The organism is Pseudoalteromonas sp. NCIMB 1079 (assembly GCF_040567695.1).
GTDB lineage: Bacteria > Pseudomonadota > Gammaproteobacteria > Enterobacterales > Alteromonadaceae > Pseudoalteromonas > Pseudoalteromonas distincta.
Map to the genome: position 1 here is coordinate 363,965 of NZ_JBEWZA010000002.1, position 21,325 is coordinate 385,289.

Here is a 21,325-nt window from a genome sequence, read left to right on the forward strand (position 1 = left end):
AATTAACCTGCTCTTTTATCAATTAGCTTTATAACGCTACCAAGTAAAGGAATGTGTTTGTATAACAACTCGCCCACATTAAAGTAGTCTCTGTGCTTAATAATTTTGCCATCTTTAAAAATAAGCTTGCTATGACCGTCTACCGAGATAGTTTTACCTGATGAGAGCTTTGGATGTGCATAATGCATAGTCCAATAAATAAAAGCATTGTTACCGCTATTAAACGAATCACTAATATCAAACTGGCAATGCTTAACATTGCTGTATAAGTTAGCAAAGTATCTGCGCAATTCTACAATGCCGTTAATTTCATGCATCGGGTCTATAAACTGTATGTTGTCACAGTAAATATCACTCAATAAATCAAGATTAGTGCTATCAAGCTGTTGGTATATTTCAACAAATTTATCTACTGGTAACTGGTTATCCATATCACACCTTAAATGCAGCAAGTGCACGTTCTCGTGCCGCTTTATGATCAACTATTGCTGGCCAGTAACATTCCTTATCTTTGCCTGTTGCGGCTAAATAAGTGTGTGGAAAATGAATGTGTTTATCTGGCACGTTTTCAAGCTCTGGCAAATACTTACGGATAAACTTGCCCGTTGGATCAAAGCGCTCGCTTTGTCTGATAGGATTAAAAACTCTAAAATAAGGCTGAGCATCACAGCCCGTACTTGCAGCCCACTGCCAACCACCATTATTTGAGGCTAAATCGCCATCAATTAAGTGCTGCATAAAAAAGCGTTCACCTTCACGCCAGTCTATTAATAAATGTTTAGTTAGAAAGCTTGCAACAACCATTCGTAAACGATTATGCATCCAACCGGTTTGCTTAAGTTGTAGCATTGCTGCATCCACTAATGGGTAACCTGTACGCCCTTCGCACCATGCTTTAAAATCGCTTTCACTTTTACGCCACACTACAGCATTATACTTTTCGTTAAAGTTATCGCCGCGCGAAAGCTTCGGAAATTCAGCAATTAAATGTCTGTAAAATTCGCGCCAAACAAGCTCGTTAATCCACGTAAACGTTTTACTTTTTGATGTAGTTAAAATATCAGGATAACGCTGCTGAATATTAATAAGCAGTTGCTTTGTGCTTACAATACCTAGTGCTAAATACGGGCTTAAACCCGATGTGCCTTTTACACTGGGAATATCACGCTGGTCGTCGTAACTTGTAAGTTTGTCGCATATAAAGTTATCAACTACGGTAGAGAGTGTTTCGTCGTCAACCGGCCACTTATCTGAGCACCCATCACTTTTTAGTAAATCACTCTCGTCAAACTCAATAGGGTCAGAAGTTAAAGGCCATTGTGGCAAACTAAAGTGTGTATCTTGATACTGCTTTAACCATGCACGTTTAAAAGGAGTAAACACTTTATACATTTCATTACTTTGATTTTTGACAGAGCCTGCAGGCGCAATTAAATCACCTTCGTACAAAGTAAAAGTAATAGAAAGCTCATCGCATTCATGCAAAATTGCTTTATCGCGGTTTACTTCATTAAGCTCATATTCTGTATTAGCAATTACGTGTTTTACATCGTTTGCTTTACAAAAGTTAATAAGCTCGCGCGTACAATCACTAAAGCTAGGCGCTTCAATAATATGTAAAGTAATACCGTAATCAGCAAGTTGTGATTGAAGATAAGCAACTCGGCGCTTGAGTAAGTCAATCTGAATAGGCGCAGCTTGGTGTTGTTGCCACTGCTTTTCAGACACAAAAAAAATGGCGTGTTTAGCGCCATTATTTAGCGCTTGAATTAACGCTTCATTAGAAAAAAGGCGCAAATCGCGCCTAAACCAAAATAATGTATCCATTAAATACCAAATCGTAGTTTTAAATCGTGAGGGTAAGGGTTAAAAAACACTTGTTTTTCAAGGTACTCATTTGGGTGAACCTTCAAATGATGTTTTAACAAGGTAAGTGGTACATACAATGGCACCAAACCTTCGCGGTATTCATCTATCGCATCACGAAGTTCTTGTTTTTCAACCTTCGATAAATCAGTTTTAAAGTAACCTTGTAAATGCATTAGCGTGTTGCAGTTATTTCTGCGAGAAGCTGGCTTTTTAAGACCCGTCATCAACCCTAAAATATATTCATCAGCAACTGCATTTATATCATCACCTACATAAGTCCCCAGCAGGTTACCCAAATCACGATAAGCTTGATAGTTATGAGCCATTAACAAGTACTTATACTGAGAGTGAAATTGAGTAAGCTTGTGAACCGTAAGCGGCTCTTGTGCTAATTTTTGCCAGTTTTTAAATACGTAAATTCTCATTACAAAGTTTTCACGTAAATGCATGTCGTTTAAACGTCCGTTTTCTTCACATGGCAATAATGGGTTGTGCTTCATTATTTGCTCAGCAAAAAAACCAACGCCTTCAGAGGTATTACCTGTTCCTGCTTCATTGTATATTTTAATGCGCTCCATACCGCAGCTTGGGCTTTTTGCACAAAATACAAACCCGCTCAACTCTTTAGCTTGTTCTGTTGCAACTTTTTTACCATACTCGGTAAGTTGATGACCTACATCTCCAGTGCCATCTGGGCGACATACTTTAATAGTATCTCCCACTTTAACCTGGCGAATAGTTGGTCGAGGTATTGGTAAACCTACCGCTACTTCAGGACAAAACCGTGTATATTCAACATGTTTACCTAACTCATCCATACAGAAATTTGACTTTTTATGACCGGTGTCAAATCTAACTTTTTCGCCTGCTAAGCAGGCGCTTATACCTATTTTTATTATATCTGTGTGCATAAATTCTCTTAGTAAATCAAATTACCTATTGGATTTAGTAACTTGCTGAAGCCCTTATTAAAATGTAGCGCACTACTGACAACTGTAAAGCACAAACAACCATCTTTTGTTAAAGGAGTATGTTGGTGGCTACCATCTTGCCATATAAAGTCACCTGGTACATATTTTCCTTCTTCATCACTAAACTCGCCATCTAGGAGTAAAGTAACTTCAAAGCCAGTGTGCGTGTGTTCTGGTATTTCACCACCAGCATCAATATGTAACAAGCTAGAGCGTAATGGGCCATCATCAAGTGCAATACGCGATCTCGCAAGCTTACCCACTTGGGTAAATTTACTGTGAGAAATACGCGTTAGCGCACGTGGAAGCTGATAGTTATGCTCATTAACTTTAATAGAAACAGGTTCTACTTCATAAACTTCGTCGATAGAATCATCAGACGTGATCATATCAAGCACATTCAATTCAAATTCTTCAAGTAACTCAGGTTGCTCAGCTTGAGGTTTCTCATATTGCGCTGGCTCTTCGCTAAATAATGCGTTTGCGTTGCTTGCCTCAATTTTAGCTACTTTAGCCTGACACACAGGGCACATATCTACATGTATAGAAACGGCTAAACTCAATGATGTAGCAAGTGATGCATCGCAATACTGTGTCAGTAAAGTTTCACTCGGGTGATGTTTAATCATGCTGATCTCCCATTTCATTACGTAATTTTTGCAAGGCCAAACGTAATCGTGATTTTACCGTGCCTACTGGAATATTAAGTTGATGTGCAAGTTGCTCTTGCGACATGTCTTGAAAATAAACGCCTCTTACCACTTCGCGTTGAGCAATAGGTAATTTGTCTAAATAACGTTTAATTTGTTTATCTTCTAAATGATCACTGTATTCGTGATGTGTATCTTGTGATTCGTTTAATAACGGCCAAATATCTTCGCTTATATTTTCTTCTTTATTACTTTTCATTTTACGAAGCATATCGAATGAAGCATTACGCATAACGGTATAAACCCACGTAGTAGCCGCACCTTTATCACTGTGATACAAATGTGCTTTACGCCAAACAGATGTTAACGTCTCTTGCACAAGCTCCATTGCTTGAGCTTCAACACCAAATTGCTTAATTCCAAAGCGTTTAATTTTTGGCGCAAAGTATTCAAATAAATAGGAAAATGCTTTTTTATCGCGTGACTGTGCAACATCTATAAGCGCTTGCATGAGTTCTTTACTCGGCGTTTCTGGCATGGCAGTGTACTTACCTGTATTAGGTTCACAACGTGGTGACTGTTGTTGACTTACCATAATAATTTATCCCGTTATTGCTTTCGTATTAATTTATACGGGCAATAATTAATTTAGGATCATAAAATTTAGGCAAATTCGTTATTAATCACAGTATGGAGGAAATTCAGTAAGTTATCAAAGTTCGTTTCAAACGCAAGTTGCTGTTTTTTCTCAATAGAAATAGGTAGGAGCTCAAGCCAACGAGCTGCAATCCAAGGCAGTTTGTCAAAGTGAGTTTTTTTGTACAGTAAATTAAGTTCCGGATTACTTTTAAACACGTTTAAAAGCGCATCATGCAATAAGTCATGTTCGCCAACTGAGTTGTTAGAATCCTTATACCAATATGGCGTATTACAAGAAGACACCAAACCATGTCGCAGTTCGTCCTCATCTTGATAAACATCATTTATTTGAACGCTTTTAGATGCAAACACATCGATTAATAATACATCGTTGTCGTCTTGGTCAAAATCAATAATATCAACAAGGCAACCTTGCGCGCTTATATTAAATGGCGTGTCGTGCTCAAATGTACAAAGCACAAACCCTGTATTGTTTTTTAATGCGGTTTTAACCATATTTAAATAGCGAGGCTCAAATATGCGTAATCGCGTATAGCCTTCAGGTAACATAAAAATGGGTAATGGAAAAATCGCACGTTTCATAAAGTCTACTTCTTTCAAACATCTGCCTTTATTTACGTGCGCTTTTGCTAAATCGATCAGCTTTGTGTGAATCGAATTAATTACCAGCTATATAATTGGCTAAAGATTAAACCAACCTCCCATAGCTTTAAACACTTGAACCGAGTAGTAAGCGCTAATCATGCTGACTACGGGTGCTAACATTAATGCAAATAATCCAAGTTCACTGCTCATCGTTTTAATCCTTTAAATAATTTATTTTGCGTTTTTAATACTAGTGTCAGTATTTTTAAGCGTTGTGCTATCTGTTAAAACGGGCTCATCTAATAAACCCTCTAAAACAGTTTTAGCATCAAAATAAAGCGTTTCCTTTAGTGATTTTTCAAGCTCGATTGTGGTTTGCTTTACGTAGTTTGCTACACTTTGAGTTAATATATCAGTTACATCTAGGTCCACTTCTGTTGCATGTACTTGCGCAGAACCTAATACTAATAAACTTGCCATAGCGATTTTAATTGAATGTTTCATAATGGTATTCCTTGTTTGTGTATTGTTTAGACGTAGTTACATACTCAAGGGTTGTGCCAACACAAAAATAAATAGTAAGTAACTGTAATTAAACAGTTTTACATTCATCTCTTTAATTTAAAAAATTCATACCTTGTTAATTTAACCATTTAATTTAATTTTTTGACTATTTTTTAGTTAATAAATAAAAGGGTTTAAATGTATTAATACCGTCACACTAAATACATTTAGCGTTTATAAAAACGTCATATCTACCCGCTAAAGTGCACACCACTATAAATAATTCAAAAAGTGCAGTATGACCCTTTCATCACGTCGAAATTTTTTAAAAACCTCAGCAGCAAGTATATTTACCGTAGCAGTATCGAGTGCCATTACAGGTTGTGCTCAAACACTAGTAAACAAACCTCTATCGGCTATTGAATTTAAACACGGTGTAGCTAGTGGCGATCCGCTCAGTAATGCTTTAATAATTTGGACACGTGCAACCACTGCTCAATCAAATTTTGAAGTTACTGTTGCCTGGGAGCTGGCAAGTGATTCTCAATTTAAAAACATCATCCGCAGCGGGCGCGAACAAACAGATAAAAGCCGAGACTTTACAATAAAAATAGATGTGCAAGAACTTGCTCCAAACACAGAGTACTTTTATCGTTTTATGGGTTTAAATACACAAAGCCCAATTGGCCGTGCTAAAACACTACCAATAAACAATGTTGAGCAAATAAAAATGGCTGTTGTGTCGTGCTCAAACTACCCTGCTGGGTACTTTAATGCCTACACCGATGCCGCTAAGCAAAAAGATTTAGATGTAGTACTGCATTTGGGAGATTACATTTACGAATACCCAATGGGCGGATACGCTACCGAAAATGCTGAAAAAATTGGCCGCCAATTAGCAGCCGATAACAGCGGTGAAATTATTACCCTTAGCGACTATCGTAAGCGCTATGCCATTTACAGAACAGACCAAGGCCTTCAAGCACTTCACGCTGCAGCGCCTTTTATTGCAATATGGGATGATCACGAAGTTACCAACGATACCTATAAAAGTGGTGCTGAAAATCATACCCCTGATGAAGGTGACTTTTTTAAGCGCCGTGCAGCAGCTATTCAAGCCTATTACGAATGGCTGCCAATTAGACCGCCTATGGGCGAACAAAGCCCGCAAATATACCGCACCTTCGATTTTGGTAATTTAATAAGCTTGCACATGCTAGATACGCGCGTAATAGCACGCGATAAACAACTTGCTTACAGCGACTATAAAAACCTAGAGACCAAACAAATGGATGTTGCGCGCTTTGCCAGTGATTTAAATAATCCAAGTAGGCAGTTACTAGGTAACACACAACTAAACTGGCTCACCAGTGCAATAACTAAATCAAATGCAAAGTGGCAAATGTTAGGCCAGCAAGTATTAATGACTAAAATGTGGCTACCTACTGAAATATTCTCGCAATCCGATCGCACTAAAATACCTCAAGTATTAAAAGAGCTTGTTGCCATTAAAAAAGCCGTATTAGCAAATAAAGCGGTAACGCCCGCGCAACTAGCACGCGTAAATACTTTAATGCCTTATAATTTAGATGCGTGGGATGGTTACCCAAGCGAGCGCGAAGCATTATACAAAAGCGTTACCGCATTAAATAAAAAGTTAGTCGTGGTTGCAGGTGATACGCACAATGCGTGGCATGGCACATTAAAAAATGCAAAAGGCGAAAGCGTAGGAGTAGAGTTTGCAACGCCTGGCGTTACATCCCCGGGTATGGAGCATTATTTAGCGCTTAATACAGCACAAGCAAAGCAAATGGCTGACTCGCTTACATTGCTAATAAACGACTTAAATTATTGTGACTTATCACACCGTGGTTATATGTTACTAACTATTACTAAAGAACAAATCACAACCGATTGGCGCTATATAGATAACATAAATTCCCCAAGCTACAATATTGCTGAACAGCACCAAAGTGTTTATAAAGGCTAATACTTTTAAAAAGAAGGTAAAAACATTATTGACCTTCTTCGTTTATTTTATTAAACGCGCTTAATTACAGCTATAAAGAAGCGTCCACGAAGCATCACTTCCGGGAATACTGTTTGTATACCAATTTGCGCTATACGCATTGCCTTGATATTGCATTTTATCGTCGGTGTTATTGTGAGTGAACGGAGCGGCCGAATAATCTTTTTTCACCCAATTAGGATATGTATTAATACCATTACAATCTGTTGAACTTACAACACTGCATCCGTTTGTATCAACACTTGTACCAGCGGGTGTATCTGGGCACTGATCAATATCATCATTCACTCCATCGTTATCCGCATCGCTTTGTGGTTCAACTACTTCAACAACGCAACCTACATTATTAACAGTTTCACCTGCAGGTGTATTAGGGCATTGATCAACACTATCGCTAATACCATCGCCATCGCTGTCAGTTACCTCACAACCAATACTATCAACCGTTGTACCTGCGGGAGTATTATCGCACTGCTCAAGGCTGTCACTTATACCATCGCCATCAGAGTCTAAAGCGACCGTACTACCACCCAACCTTGAATGATCTCTTTAACTTTAGTGCCTGACGATGTTAGTGAATTCCAACTACCGCCTGGAGTAAATAACGATGCACCTTCGTTTTTATCGTTTAAAGCCCAGTTAGCGTGGCTAATATTGTTTGTTTTAAAAAATGCCATCCATGCATCAGTTTCATTAGCATTAACACCACCATTGCCATCAGCATTAACTGTTCCCCACTCTGTAGCAAATAGTGCAATGCCGTTATCGAGTGCTGTTTGTGCTTTATTTCGATACGATTGACCATGCGTGCCAGCATAAAAATGCAGAGTGTAAGCAATATTGGCGCGATCAATTGGGTTTTGTGATGCTACATCAACATCTTGCGACCACGTAGGCGTTCCAACCACAATTAAGTTGTCAGGGTCGATTGCTCTAATTTTATCAATAACTGTTTCTGCGTAAGGCTTAATATCGTTAACCCACGAGATTTGTAACGGCTCGTTATAAATTTCATAAATAACATTGTCGTACTGCCCATATTTAGTAGCTACGTCTTCAAAAAAGCGAACTGCAGTTGCTTGATCGGTATGTGCTTCATGGCTATGAAAATCAATAATAACGTACATATCCTCGCTAATAGCTGCGTTTACAACAGTATCAAGACGGCTCATATTGCCCTCCCAATCAAAGTTCAAACTACCACCAGTGCTCGTACCATGGCCAATAGCTGCACGGATTAATGTTGCATTAAATTCAGTTTTTGCCTTTGCTACTGTTTCTGCTGTATAAAATTTTTCAGCACCCCACCCCGTATTACTCCAAAAGAGGCTAGGTCCTGCAAAGCTTGTATTTTCTCCACCCGCAAGAATTTGATTCCCACTCACCGTTAACTTCTCAACAGCGGCATTAGCCATTGTTGAGCATCCTAATAATAAAGCTAACGATAAGCTCGCCACTTTAAAATCCTTTCTTTCGTGATTATTTGAACTGTTATTCATCGTATTTCCTTAAATTGAAATTATCAGTCGTCATTGCTTGGCGTAATAAATTGACACCAAACCAATACTTAATAGTTAAATAAAATTAATTTGGCGAGCGGAAAGTATCATTTATTTATTAACATTAAATGAATAAAAAGGTACAAGAAGAAGGATTTTAATTAACTAAACTTCAACAAGTGAACGATTTAACGAGGTTTGAGGATTTTACTGGGTATATACAAGCATTTACACGATGCTTACATGGTGTAGGCAAAAAATCTCGGTTACAAAAAATATATATAAAAATGAAAAAGCGGTAATAATAATTATTACCGCCATCAATAATAGCTAAATATCAGGGATAAATATGCGGGAAGAAAATTAATAAACCAACCAAACCGAGTTCTGATTAAGTGGCTTATTTTTTAGTAGGCAACGCTTTTCTGCCCAAACGGTATGCATCCATCATGCTCAGCACCCAAATTATAATCATTAAAGGTACATACTTATATTCAGCGAGTTGAGCGCAGGCGTCAGAAGGTTGTTGCGCGGCTTTTAATATGGCGGTAATCGACATGGGAATTTTTCCGTTTACAATTTCATTTGCAGTACACTGTGCAATCGCAAATATATCTTGAAAGGTTATAATTAAAAGAACAGAGAATACACCCGCAAAAATAGCGCCTATAAGGTGTTTTTTTAAAGAAAAATGCCCCGCACCAGGATAAACAATGGCGGTAAGTAAAGCAGCTTTTAGATCTTGTTTCATGGTTATTTCAGCTCGTAATATGTATTACACTAGACACCAACATAGTGAATTAATTCTCTTTAAAATCAAGTAAAAGCTAAAGTAGCGTATCAAATAAAGTTATTTAGAATTACTCACAGCTAAGATTGAAACTTTCAGCGTACAGTTGTACACTGAAATTAATTCCAATAGTGGTAGGAACAGTTATGCCGTTAGAAGCGCCTTATTCCCGTAAAGAAGAGAAATTAAACGTAATCAGCCATGCACTCGGTATTATATTTGCCGCATTTGTTATGTGGGATTTATTTAGCCAAGCCACCAGCACTAACGCGTATGTTAGTACTGCAATTTATAGCAGCAGTCTATTTGTACTGTTTTTGTCGTCCACTTTGTACCATGCCAGTATTCAACAGCGCTTAAGAGCCTTTTATAAAAAGTGCGATCACTGCGCCATATACTTATTAATTGCCGGCACCTACACTCCCTTTTTATTAATCTCATTAACTGGTGCTTGGTCATGGGCCACACTTACATTTATTTGGGCTGTGGCACTGGCGGGCGTTGCGTACAAAGTATTTGTAAAAAACGGCAATAAAAAAATATCACTCGCCACCTACTTGCTCATGGGTTGGTTTGCACTGGCTATTGTTTATCCACTTTATTCTAGTGTTGATGTAAAAGCACTTTACTGGCTACTTGCCGGCGGTATTTTTTATAGTTTAGGCACTTTTTTTTACAGTGCTAAAAGCACCCAATTTAGCCACGCAATTTGGCACTTATTCGTTATTGCAGGGTGTGTTTGCCATTATATTTCAATTAGTAATTATGTTTATTAGGCAGGTAAAGCCAATTAGAATGGTCTGGTTTGAGCGATAACCGGTCATTGAGATTGGCCAAATATCGTAGTTAATTGATTTGTTAAACTACTTTTTGCGCATATATTCATGAAAATGAGTGCTGCGCGCATATTGGTTAATTTAACTTTACCTAAAAACTTTATAAAACTTAGTGATAGTAATACCTTTGGTAATTTGTTAAAACTATATAAAGTAGATAAATGAGCGTTAAGCTGGCAGAAATATGCGCGATGAGCGCACTATTAAAATGTTAAGAATCAAGGATAGATATGTATGTAATTCAAGTCCCTAACCGACTTACTTTTGAAACAGCATCTAAATTTGGGTGTTTATTAAATGAAGTTTCTTTAGATTTTGATAAATACGTTTTAGATTTTCAGCGAGTTTGTAGAGCCGTTTGCACTGTTATATCTAGGAAGCGAAATTCAAAGGTTTAATACTAAGCTAGGAAATGGGCGTCTAAGTGTCAGAAGCCACGAACATATGAGTTACGCAAATCATATGGGATTCTTTAGATCGTTCCATGTTGAGGGTGCGAATAAACAGAAAGCTTCTGGTAGTAGTCGATATATACCTATTAAGATTAAGAATGTAAAAAAATTAACAGATCAAGCTTTCGATGAAGGTAAAGAAGTTGGTGATGTAATTGAAGATTCATGTGAAGAATTAGCTTACATGCTATCAAGAAGTAACTCTGGTGTTTTATTTGATACCTTAGTGTACTCGTTTCGTGAGATTATGAGAAATGTTGTAGAGCACAGCAATGCCAAACAATTTGCTTTCTGCTCTCAATATTGGCCGAGTTACAATAAAGTGGAAGTTGCACTGTTAGATAGAGGGGATGGGATTAGAGAATCTTTAAAAAGAAACCCAAATTTAAATATTGCTGATGATCATGATGCTCTAAACTTTGCCCTAATGCCGGGAATATCTGGCCGCGCATTTAAAGGAGCACCCAAACAGAGAGGTAATTGGGCTAACTCTGGTTATGGCTTATACATGACAAGTAGGCTAGCTAGGCAAGGTGGTAGTTACTTTATTGCTAGTGGTGAGACTGGTATGTATTTATCAGAAGAGAAAAGAAGGCATTTAGAAACACCATTCAAAGGAGTTGCCTTAAATCTAAGTTTTGATGTAAATAGATTATCAGAATTAAAAGGATCACTAGGAAGATTTAAAGATGAAGCAGCCGGGATAGCAGGTAAGTTTAAGTATGGAAAAAACCTCGAAGCATCAGTAGCTTCAGTTATGTTACGCAGGGATTTTCGTAATGATTCTTAACAAGTGTATTAAGAACGGACACATAACATCTTACTGTGTTTCGCTTCGCTCCGCTATTTTAGCAAGCTATTATTTAGCCGTTTATGCGGGTGTTATTTTTAGGCGACCCCTTATTGAAGTGATTGTAATCGAGAGACAGATTTATGAGTAAAGAGATAATCCCAATCAGTGTCTCACAAGAGATATCACTCTCAGATAGTGAGAAGAAAGAATTTTCCCGCAGAAGGAAGTCATTGGTATCGGAACTTCGCTGCATAACCGGCTTACCAGAAGTTGTTTCTGCGCTTAATCAAGATACGGTCTACAAACTTGTTCTGGCTCCTGAAGGAGCCAAACTGTATAAGGATGCTCAGGGAAATCTGAAAGGAGTGTTTTACAAAGATGGGAAAATTGCTGAACATGCGAAATTTCAGAAGGTTGGACCTTCGATGTTAAAGGCTGCAAAGGCGGTTGGCGCACAAGTTCTTTTAGTGAGCATAGCTATGCAGCTAAACCGCATTGAAGAGCAAGTAAGCAAGATATTTAAAGAGTTTCATGGTGACCGTCTTGCAGAAATTGAAACAGGAAAGTCACTGTTTCGCCAAGCTTGTGGAATGCATAATTCTGAAAAAAGAGAGCAATTGGCATTACATGCAATAACAGAGTTGACGCGTGGATTTGAAAAAACAGTAAGCGCCTTGTCGAGACAGATCTGCGAACTTCCAGATCAAAAGCTATCATTCTTTGATAACTGGACTGGAGACAAGTCTAAAGAAGCTGAAGAAAGCCATAAAATGGCAGTTGAGTCATTTTCCGCCTGCTTAAGCGCTCTACAAACTTTGGCCAGATGTCATTTGTTTCTCGAAGAGCGAGAGGTGGCTTTGAGTTCAGTTGACGAAGGGCTAAGCAAAATAGAAAAAGCGGGCGTTGATATAGCATATGTTCGGTCTAGATTAGCGCCTAAAATAAACGGCTACTTCCCGGAAGATGGTTGGAAACAGTTTATTGAGTATAGAAAAACATTTGATTCCAGTTCGTTTTCTAGCCTTATTCATCCTGAAGAAGATGTTGTCGAGATAGAAATAAAACCCTCAGAGTTTATGGAGAAAAAATATGCAGAAATGTAAAAGCTGCGAAAGAGAACTGCAGAAAGACGAGATCGATTTCTGTCCTTCCTGTGCTTCTAGCAAATCCCACAAAATCAAGAAAATTATTGAGGTTGCAACTCCTATAGTGATTGCAATAGGCGGAATTGCTTTTAAGCTGCTGAAGAAAAAATGACTTTTAGTACGAAGATAAAATATAACGCCGCCAGTCACTGCGACGGCGTTACTAATGTCTTCATGGCACTCTCCAGCCACTCGACAACATAAAATATTGATAATAATTGGCAAGTTATTTTACTGTGTCGGATGTCGTGGCTTCGCCACTTATCCGACCTACGTCAAAAGGTAGGTTGGTTAAGCCGAAGGCGCCACCCAACAGAGTATCGATTCACGCCTTGAAGGCCAGCTATGGCACTTACCTGCCCATAATAGTCATATCACTCCCACCGGCACTCGCGCATATTTACTTTGTCGCTTTTAAACAGCACACCTTCTGATAGTAGCTTTTCGCGTTGTTCTTGGTATTTATCGCTACCTGCAGGGAATGATATTTTACCTTGGCTATTCACTACCCTGTGCCAAGGTATAACCGAGTCGTTTGGCATCATTTTTAATAAGCGCCCCACCAACCGTGAGTTTTGCGGGTAGCCCGCAAGAGCTGCAACTTGCCCGTAGCTTGCTACTTTACCTATTGGTATGCCTGCAATAACAGTATAAATAAGTGTTTCTTTATCAATATCAGTGTTCATTTAAATACGCCTCACTAAGTACTTTAAACTGCTCCCAAATAGTACGCGCTACAGGGCCGTGGTGCACTGCATGTTGTCTAAAGGCTCTAATTTGTGCGCTAAATTTATGCTCTCGATCAGTTATGTGTATTTCTTGAAGTAAGCCTGCTTTTATTTCAGGAGCGCAGTGTTCTAGGCTCATCATTGCCCAACCTGCACCTGAAAGTAAAAACGATTTTAAGGTCGATACATCATCAATTTTCATCATGGCGGAGCCTTTTGAGTACGATAGTCTGTCACTGTCGATACTCAAGTCACTTTCAAACATGGCTAAACACGGATACGTTTGTAGTTCGCTATAGGTTAGCTTTTTAGGGAGTACGCCTTTAGCGCTGACAATACCAATATCGAGCCTACCTATAGGTACGCTTTCTAAATCGCCTGTCGCATGAAATAAATCAAACCACGGGCCAATGCCTAATTCAGCTTGCCCACTATTTACTTGCTCTAACGAAATAAAGCGCTTCCCGCTTGTTAAGCTAAATTCGGTGCTGGTAAACAATCTAAAAGTATTACTTATGATCTCGTTGTAACTCTGTGTATGGCAAAGTTGTTCGTAACAAATTCTAAATTGGGGTTCATTACCGAGTGCCAATTCTTTAGCAAGCTGCGCTAGCTCGTCGTTGGCATGCAGAAGTTGCTGCGCCTCGCGGTGAAAAATACGCCCTTTTTCAGTAAGCTGTAATCGGTACTTACTTCTGTCAAGTAACTCAAACCCTATTTTTTCTTCTAGATTTTTAATAGCAAGTGTAAGCGCTGGCTGCGTTTTATGTAGCTTTAGTGCTGCCCCGCTTAAGCTTGCGCTTTGCACTATGGCATCTAAAATTATTAATTGATTCAGCTTCATATAGCACTCTGCAACATTATAAGTAAAACTTATTGAGTTTCTAAGGTTTAATGATTTTTATTTTATATGTTTGCAGCGTATGCTGCACTTAATTATTTTGCCATCATTGCAACGGAGAAGACATGAAACTCTTTCGTCTATGTTTTTTAACTACGACTTTATTAAGCTTAATAGCCTGTTCTGAGCCAGAACAACAAGTTAAAGAAGAGCCCATTCGCCCTGTTAAATTATTCAACATAGGTCATGATTCTCAAACTAACATTCGCAGCTTTCCTGCTGAGGTTGTTGCAAACCAAGGCTCTTACCTTGCTTTTAGGGTAAACGGCGAACTTATTAAGTTTCCTGTTCTTGCTGGTGAACACGTTGAAAAAGGTGATTTATTAGCAAAACTGGACCCTGAAGATTTTCAGTTACAGTTTGATGAACGTAAAGCGCGCTTTGAATTGGCAAAATCACAACTTGGCCGTATTGAGCAATTGTTTGAAAAAAAAATCACCAGCCAATCAGAATTAGATCAAGCCACTGCTAATATGCAAATTGCTGAATCTGCATTTAAAATTGCACAAACAAACCTTGAGTACAGCGAGCTACGCGCGCCATTTTCAGGCACAGTTGCAAAAGTATTTGTTAAAAACTTTGAAAACATTCAAGCCAAACAAAATATATTGCGTTTAGAAACACGCGATTTAATGGATGTAGAAATTCAGGTTCCTGAAAAAATTGTCGCTCGTTTTCAAAAAGGCACTGATTACCACCCTACTGTAAAATTCGATGGCTTTGACGATAAAGAATACACACTTGATATTAAAGAGTGGGATACCCAAGCAGACCCTGCAACGCTTACCTATAAAGTTGTGTTTTCGCTACCAGTACCTGAGGACTTTAATTTACTAGCGGGTATGACGGGCAGTGTATTTATTGATTTAAGTAAAGTAACTCGCTCGCAAGTGTCTTACACAATACTGCCAATTGAATCAGTGTTTTCTGAACCTCAAGAGTCTATTAAAGATAATGCCTACGTGTGGCTTTTTGATTCAGAAACTAGCCAAGTACATAAACAAGCAGTAAAAATTGGCCAGCTACACCGCGATGGTATTGAGGTGTTAAGTGGTATTAAAGAAGGCCAAATTGTTGTTTCTGCCGGTGTGCATTCACTAAAAGAAGGCATGAAAGTAAGAGCATGGAATAAAGAGCGAGGCCTATAATTATGAGCTTTGCACAACTCTCCATTGAGAAAAAAGTAATCAGTTGGATGTTTACGCTGCTGCTATTAATTGGCGGTACCGTGTCGTATTTTGACTTAGGGCAATTAGAAGACCCTGAGTTTACGCTTAAAAAAGCCATGGTTATTACCATGTACCCTGGCGCGTCGCCGCAACAAGTTGAAGAAGAAGTTACTTTTCCTCTGGAAAACGCAATTCAGCAACTCCCTTATGTTGATTACGTTACTTCTATTTCATCTAACGGTAAGTCGCAAATTTCGGTAGAGATGAAAAGCACTTATCGAAAAGAGCAACTTCGCCAAATTTGGGATGAAATGCGTCGTAAAATTAACGACCTCTCCCCTTCGCTTCCCAGCGGCGTTTACCCAAGTACTGTTTTAGATGACTTTGCCGATGTTTACGGTGTTATGTATTCGGTAACCGGTGATGGCTACTCATATGACGAGCTTAAAAACTACGTAGACTTTTTAAAACGCGAGCTAGTCTTGGTTAAAGGCGTAAGTAAAGTAACGGTTGCAGGTGAGCAACAACCGCAAGTAATGGTGGAAGTCTCAACGCGTAAATTAGCTCAATTAGGCATTGCACCCAGTCATATATTTCAGTTACTGCAATCGCAAAATACGGTTTCTAATGCGGGTAAAATTCGCGTGGGCGATGAGTCAATTCGCTTGCACCCTACTGGCGAATTTAAAGATGTAAAAGAGCTCGAAACGCTATTAATTTCAAAACCTGGTGCAAGTGAGCTTATTTATTTAGGCGACGTAGCAAAGGTTTACAGAGAGTACGCAGAAGTACCTAACAATGTTATTCGTTATAATTCTCAGCAAGCTTTGCTTATTGGCGTGTCGTTTATGTCGGGAGTTAACGTAGTTGATGTGGGTAAACACATTGACGATCACTTAGCTTCACTTGAGTATCAACGCCCTCATGGTATTGACATAAATTCGGTATACAACCAACCACAAGAGGTTCAAAAATCGGTTGATGGTTTTATTATCAGCTTACTTGAAGCTATTGCGATTGTTATTGTAGTACTGCTGTTATTTATGGGTTTAAAAAGCGGTATTTTAATTGGTGGTATTTTACTGCTTACTGTACTGGGTACGTTTATATTTATGAAGTTGTTTGCCATCGACTTGCAACGCATATCGCTTGGAGCACTTATTATTGCCCTAGGGATGCTGGTTGATAACGCAATAGTTGTAACCGAAGGGATACTAATAAACCTTAAACGTGGGCAAACAAAGCTCAAAGCGGCGGTTAATATTGTTGAGCAAACAAAATGGCCCTTACTAGGTGCAACAGTCATTGCAGTCACTGCCTTTGCGCCAATTGGTTTAAGCTCTGATGCCAGTGGTGAATTTGCCGGCAGTTTGTTTTGGGTGTTGTTTATTTCGCTTTTATTAAGTTGGATAACAGCCATTACGCTAACGCCATTTTTTGCCAATTTAATGTTCAAAGAAAACGAGTTTAAAAACGAAGAAGACCAAGAAGATGAAGACCCATATAAAGGTTTTATTTTTAACGGTTACAAAGCGATTTTAGATTTAGCGCTGCACTTTAGAAAAACCACGCTTATATTAATGGTTGTTTTACTGTGTACTGCGGTTGTTGGTTTTGGCTCTGTTAAACAGTCGTTTTTTCCTGCCTCTAATACACCTATGTTTTATGTAGATTACTGGCAAGAGCAAGGCTCTGATATTCGCTCAACCCTTGAGGGCGTTAAAAAACTTGAAGAGTTTTTGCAAAAAGAAGACCTTGTTGAAGAAGTAACAAGTACAACAGGCCAAGGCGCTCCACGCTTTATGCTTACCTACGCGCCAGAAAAGTCATATCCCGCGTACGGGCAATTAATTATTCGTGTAGCCAACAGAGAAGCCGTAGCGACTGTAATGCAAACTGTACGTGATTACTCAAATAATCATGCACTCTCTGCACAGCTTAAAATTAAGCCAATGGAAATTGGCCCTTCTACTGATGCAAAAATAGAAGCGCGTTTTTCAGGCCCTGATCCTGTTATTTTAAGACAACTCGCTGCTAAAGCTGAAGAACTTATTGGTAACGACGATGGCGCGTACAATATTCGTGATGACTGGCGTGCACGTACTAAAATGATTCGCCCGCAGTTTAACGAGCAAAAAGCACGCCGCTTAGGTATTAGTAAATCTGACTTAGACAATGTATTACTAACAAGCTTATCGGGTAAACAAGTGGGCGTATATCGCGATGGCACGCAGTTGCTGCCTATTATTGCACGATCTCCTGCTAACGAGCGCTTAAACGTAGAAAGCGTACACGACCTTCAAATATACAGCCCAGTACTTGGTGTATTTGTACCAGTAACCCAAGTGGTAGACGAGTTTATTGTACAGTGGGAAGACAGCCTAATAATACGCCGCGATCGCAAGCGTACAATTACTATTATGGCCGATCACGATGTATTAGGGGATGAAACCCCTGCTAAACTATTTGCACGTATTCGCGGACCAATAGAAAACATGGAATTACCGCGCGGTTACGAACTGGAATGGGGCGGCGAGTTTGAGTCATCAAGCAAGGCCCAAAAAGCAATATTTGGCTCATTACCACTGGGCTACTTAGCGATGTTTGCAGTAACCGTATTACTTTTTAACTCGCTTAAGCAACCACTTGTGATTTGGGCAACGGTTCCGTTAGCTATTATCGGTGTAAGCGCGGGCTTGTTAGCTATGAATGCTCCGTTTAGTTTTATGGGACTACTTGGTTTATTAAGCTTAAGCGGTATGCTTATTAAAAACGGTATTGTATTAGTTGATCAAATAAATCTCGAATTAAGGGAAGGTAAATCTCCCTATGAGGCCGTATTTGACTCTGGTGTGAGCCGTGTACGCCCAGTTGCTATGGCGGCTATAACTACTATTTTAGGTATGATCCCGCTGTTATTTGACGTGTTCTTCCAGTCAATGGCGGTAACAATTATGTTTGGTTTAGGCTTTGCTACAATTTTGACTCTAATTGTAGTGCCCGTACTTTACACGGTTATATTTAGAATTGATTACGAACCGCGTAAGTAGTTAAGCATATAATCGGTTAACATTAAAAAATGCCACTGGCTCAAGGTCAGTGGCATTTTTATTTAATACCGATGAAAAAAGAAAGGCTACATATTTAGTTGTTAATAAACTAACCGCAACACTTCTTATATTTTTTGCCGCTACTACATACACAAGGTGCGTTACGCTCTGGTACTTTATCAAATACTTGTGGTTTTGACTTGCTAAGCGCAAAGTCTAGTTCGCGAATATCTTCTGGTACTTCAGCTTTAACTTCAATTGAAGCAAACAGCGGATGCTCTTCTAGTATTGCTTCTATTTCTGATTGTCGTGCAACTGAGTTTACAATTAACGTGAGCGGGTGTGACTCTGTGCCTGGCTTTGCAGTACGTTTTGGTGCAAATCCATTACTGTTATTTTTACCCATTATATCGGGCTTACCCATAAAGAAAAATTTTGACATGTTACTTCTATAACCTTTCTGCATTATTAAGACGGCGCATCTTAACAGCTTACCCTTCATATAACTAAGTGTACTTGATAATGCACAATATAAATCAGGCTTTAGCGTATATACGCCTAATATAGCGACATAATGAGGCCATTTAATGGATTTAGGCAAAATTTAAATTCGAAATATAGTAAAATTATCATGACTCAACTTAGTGCCATTTTAGTATCTAACTCAATATTATGGAAAAGCCTTGGAAAATTTTAAAACCGCGATACTAATAGCGGGCAGCGTTTTTATACTTTTTGGTTATTTACGCTTTATAACTGACGATAATGGTAACGTGAACTTAAACAACTACCGATTTACAGGTGGTTTAGTACTGGTGATTTCAGGCATGGTTGATGGCACACGCGACCTTGTTAATCGCCTGCGCTCTAAAAACTCGTTATCGGCGATTGCAGTTTATTTAGGTATACTCTTATTTTATATTGGCTTTAGCATTTAATAGCGAAACATTAAGCGCTAATTTGGGCTTTATACAAGCAACATTTTATAAGTGAATACCCTTTGACCTTTAAGCAACTCTTCAACAGCGCCTTATTACTCTTAGTAACAGCACCTCCGCTGGTTTTACTTGCATGGGATGAACAAGCCGACCCCGCTTTTATCCCCAACAGTATGTATAACACCTTAACATTTACGTTATTTCCAATAACGGCGATAGTGTTGTCGGTTGTTTTATTAAGGCACCTATATAAAAAATACAATAATAACTTTGAATTTAAACATACAGTTAAAAATTATATTGCTGAGCATGGGAAGTTCCGCAGCGCATTTATACCACTGTTTTTGCCCATTTTAATTTACTTATGGTTATGGACGTCAGTTTGTATTTCTGTGAAATTATGGGCCAATAAACACAGCAATAATATATGGCAGCAAGAGCATCAATTACTCGAGGTAGGTAGTTGCCCAACTGATTATGAGTACAGTTGTGCAACGCTAACTGTGCTTAGTTTACAGAACTACAGAAAATACACTTTTAGATGGTATTTAGATAAGAATAAATTGGTGACTTTGCAAAATAACAATATAAATTTAGTGGGCGTTACAAGCCCACTTGGCAATATAGTACAAGAAATACAGTGGTAGTAGAATACCACTTAGGTGCAGATTATTTTTTTAAGCTAAGGGTACGCCCCGAGCTAGGTTTTGACTGTGACGACTTGTTCTCTTTAATACTTTTTGGCTTACCAACATACGTGGTAGAACGCTTTTGATAAGGTGCTTTACTGCGCTCATTTTTGCGCTCGCCATTAGCATTACTGCGATCAGAGTTGCGACTTGAATTTCGCTCAGTACTACGCTCGCCACTTTGTTCGCCTTTATTAAAACGGCGAGGATTTTCACCCTGAAAATCACGCTTTTTAGGAATCGACGGCGTATTATTTTCTGATTGTTTATTAGCATCAAGCGAATGTTCTTGAGTTTTACCTGAGTCAGAAATCGAGTCGTTTATTTGCGCCATTTCAGTATCAGATAAATGACGCCACTGCCCTACCTTTAAACCTTTTAGTGTTACGTTCATTATACGAGTGCGCTTTAACGTCACCACTTCGTAACCTAAATATTCACACATACGGCGTATTTGGCGGTTTAAACCTTGTGTAAGTACTATTTTAAATTCTTTAGGGGCCGTTTGTGTCACTTTACACTTTTTAGTCACGGTATCTAAAATAGGCACGCCATTGGCCATTTTTGTAACAAACTGACGATTAAGCGGTTTATCAACCGTAACAACATATTCTTTTTCGTGGTTATTACCCGCACGCAAAATTTTATTAACGATGTCGCCTTCGTTAGTTAAAAATATAAGCCCTTCAGAAGGTCTATCTAGACGCCCTATTGGAAATATACGCGTAGGATAATTTACCGCGCGAATAATATTACTTTGAATTTTACTTTCGGTAGTACACGTAATACCAACTGGTTTATTGTAAGCGATATAAACGCGCTTTGGTGTGGCTTTAAGTGGCTTGCCATCAACCAATACAACATCGGTAGCAGCAACTTTTACGCCCATTTCAGGCGAGTAGCCATTAACGCTGACACGACCTTGCTCAATATATTTATCGGCTTCGCGGCGTGAACAAAATCCTGTTTCACTAATAAATTTATTTAAACGTTTTAATTCGGTCATGGCACTTATAGCGTAGTAATTTTTAAGGCGAGTAGTGTAAACCACCCACACTATTTTTTCG

General features: G+C 38.8%; 20 protein-coding genes and 1 pseudogene. 8 read left to right on the forward strand and 13 right to left on the reverse strand.

The genetic code is table 11. The annotated features are described in order from the left end of the window. Positions 1–2 precede the first annotated feature (2 nt). The 7 genes from ABX891_RS18320 to ABX891_RS18350 all read right to left on the reverse strand — a co-directional run bounded on the left by ABX891_RS18320 (position 3) and on the right by ABX891_RS18350 (position 5,239). Entirely contained in the window at positions 3–431 is a 429-nt protein-coding gene (locus ABX891_RS18320) for a nuclear transport factor 2 family protein (protein WP_002962464.1), read from the reverse strand. A 1-nt stretch (position 432) separates the two neighbouring features. Continuing rightward, the gene (phrB, locus tag ABX891_RS18325; protein WP_354630313.1) at positions 433–1,827 is read right to left on the reverse strand and encodes a deoxyribodipyrimidine photo-lyase; all 1,395 of its coding nucleotides are present in this window, start codon (positions 1,825–1,827) and stop codon (positions 433–435) included. Beyond that, complete coding sequence (locus tag ABX891_RS18330; RefSeq protein WP_354630314.1) at positions 1,827–2,780, reverse strand: YbgA family protein; 954 nt, start codon at positions 2,778–2,780, stop codon at positions 1,827–1,829. The genes phrB and ABX891_RS18330 overlap by 1 nt, the downstream gene beginning before the upstream one ends. Before the next feature lie 8 nt (positions 2,781–2,788). Continuing rightward, on the reverse strand, positions 2,789–3,469 hold the full coding sequence (locus ABX891_RS18335) for a ChrR family anti-sigma-E factor (protein WP_002962459.1): 681 nt from the start codon (positions 3,467–3,469) through the stop codon (positions 2,789–2,791). After that, the gene (locus ABX891_RS18340; RefSeq protein WP_002962457.1) at positions 3,462–4,085 is read right to left on the reverse strand and encodes a sigma-70 family RNA polymerase sigma factor; all 624 of its coding nucleotides are present in this window, start codon (positions 4,083–4,085) and stop codon (positions 3,462–3,464) included. Before ABX891_RS18340 ends, ABX891_RS18335 begins: the two co-directional genes overlap by 8 nt. Before the next feature lie 68 nt (positions 4,086–4,153). After that, positions 4,154–4,732: an LON peptidase substrate-binding domain-containing protein gene (locus ABX891_RS18345; RefSeq protein ID WP_290193137.1), complete on the reverse strand. Its 579-nt coding sequence runs from the start codon at positions 4,730–4,732 to the stop codon at positions 4,154–4,156. A 234-nt stretch (positions 4,733–4,966) separates the two neighbouring features. Then, entirely contained in the window at positions 4,967–5,239 is a 273-nt protein-coding gene (locus tag ABX891_RS18350; protein ID WP_354630315.1) for a hypothetical protein, read from the reverse strand. A 298-nt stretch (positions 5,240–5,537) separates the two neighbouring features. Between ABX891_RS18350 and ABX891_RS18355 the strand changes: the two genes are divergently transcribed. Further along, positions 5,538–7,229, forward strand: coding sequence for an alkaline phosphatase D family protein (locus ABX891_RS18355; protein WP_354630316.1), 1,692 nt, complete (start codon positions 5,538–5,540; stop codon positions 7,227–7,229). A 60-nt stretch (positions 7,230–7,289) separates the two neighbouring features. On the opposite strand, the pseudogene ABX891_RS18360 reads toward ABX891_RS18355, so the two are convergent. Then, positions 7,290–8,767, reverse strand: a pseudogene (locus tag ABX891_RS18360) (cellulase family glycosylhydrolase). Between the two features lie 400 nt (positions 8,768–9,167). Then, the gene (locus tag ABX891_RS18365; protein ID WP_354630317.1) at positions 9,168–9,518 is read right to left on the reverse strand and encodes a hypothetical protein; all 351 of its coding nucleotides are present in this window, start codon (positions 9,516–9,518) and stop codon (positions 9,168–9,170) included. A 185-nt stretch (positions 9,519–9,703) separates the two neighbouring features. Between ABX891_RS18365 and trhA the strand changes: the two genes are divergently transcribed. From trhA to ABX891_RS18380, 3 genes are all read left to right on the forward strand, one after another. After that, a complete protein-coding gene (gene trhA, locus ABX891_RS18370; protein ID WP_354630318.1) occupies positions 9,704–10,333 on the forward strand; it encodes a PAQR family membrane homeostasis protein TrhA in 630 nt (209 codons plus the stop codon). Positions 10,334–10,837: 504 nt separating this feature from the next. Continuing rightward, on the forward strand, positions 10,838–11,635 hold the full coding sequence (locus ABX891_RS18375) for a hypothetical protein (protein ID WP_354630319.1): 798 nt from the start codon (positions 10,838–10,840) through the stop codon (positions 11,633–11,635). Positions 11,636–11,778: 143 nt separating this feature from the next. Then, the gene (locus ABX891_RS18380; protein WP_354630320.1) at positions 11,779–12,741 is read left to right on the forward strand and encodes a hypothetical protein; all 963 of its coding nucleotides are present in this window, start codon (positions 11,779–11,781) and stop codon (positions 12,739–12,741) included. Positions 12,742–13,157: 416 nt separating this feature from the next. Here the strand turns inward: ABX891_RS18380 and ABX891_RS18385 are convergent, their stop codons facing one another. Further along, positions 13,158–13,469 (reverse strand): MGMT family protein, encoded by a 312-nt coding sequence (locus tag ABX891_RS18385; RefSeq protein WP_354630321.1) that lies wholly within the window; start codon positions 13,467–13,469, stop codon positions 13,158–13,160. Next, positions 13,459–14,355 (reverse strand): LysR family transcriptional regulator, encoded by an 897-nt coding sequence (locus ABX891_RS18390; RefSeq protein WP_197099172.1) that lies wholly within the window; start codon positions 14,353–14,355, stop codon positions 13,459–13,461. Before ABX891_RS18390 ends, ABX891_RS18385 begins: the two co-directional genes overlap by 11 nt. 122 nt (positions 14,356–14,477) lie before the next feature. Between ABX891_RS18390 and ABX891_RS18395 the strand changes: the two genes are divergently transcribed. Both ABX891_RS18395 and ABX891_RS18400 read left to right on the forward strand, forming a co-directional pair. Beyond that, the gene (locus ABX891_RS18395; protein ID WP_165724062.1) at positions 14,478–15,560 is read left to right on the forward strand and encodes an efflux RND transporter periplasmic adaptor subunit; all 1,083 of its coding nucleotides are present in this window, start codon (positions 14,478–14,480) and stop codon (positions 15,558–15,560) included. 2 nt (positions 15,561–15,562) lie between these two features. Beyond that, entirely contained in the window at positions 15,563–18,631 is a 3,069-nt protein-coding gene (locus tag ABX891_RS18400; RefSeq protein ID WP_354630322.1) for an efflux RND transporter permease subunit, read from the forward strand. Positions 18,632–18,740: 109 nt separating this feature from the next. Here the strand turns inward: ABX891_RS18400 and ABX891_RS18405 are convergent, their stop codons facing one another. Continuing rightward, positions 18,741–19,073: a PBPRA1643 family SWIM/SEC-C metal-binding motif protein gene (locus tag ABX891_RS18405; protein ID WP_354630323.1), complete on the reverse strand. Its 333-nt coding sequence runs from the start codon at positions 19,071–19,073 to the stop codon at positions 18,741–18,743. 241 nt (positions 19,074–19,314) lie between these two features. Here ABX891_RS18405 and ABX891_RS18410 point away from each other — a divergent pair, with 241 nt between their 5' ends. After that, positions 19,315–19,569, forward strand: coding sequence for a MetJ regulator of methionine regulon (locus ABX891_RS18410; RefSeq protein WP_354630324.1), 255 nt, complete (start codon positions 19,315–19,317; stop codon positions 19,567–19,569). 62 nt (positions 19,570–19,631) lie between these two features. Further along, positions 19,632–20,216 (forward strand): hypothetical protein, encoded by a 585-nt coding sequence (locus ABX891_RS18415; protein ID WP_354630325.1) that lies wholly within the window; start codon positions 19,632–19,634, stop codon positions 20,214–20,216. 22 nt (positions 20,217–20,238) lie between these two features. Here ABX891_RS18415 and rluF read toward each other — a convergent pair whose 3' ends face one another. Further along, entirely contained in the window at positions 20,239–21,264 is a 1,026-nt protein-coding gene (gene rluF / locus ABX891_RS18420) for a 23S rRNA pseudouridine(2604) synthase RluF (protein ID WP_165724052.1), read from the reverse strand. Positions 21,265–21,325 lie beyond the last annotated feature (61 nt).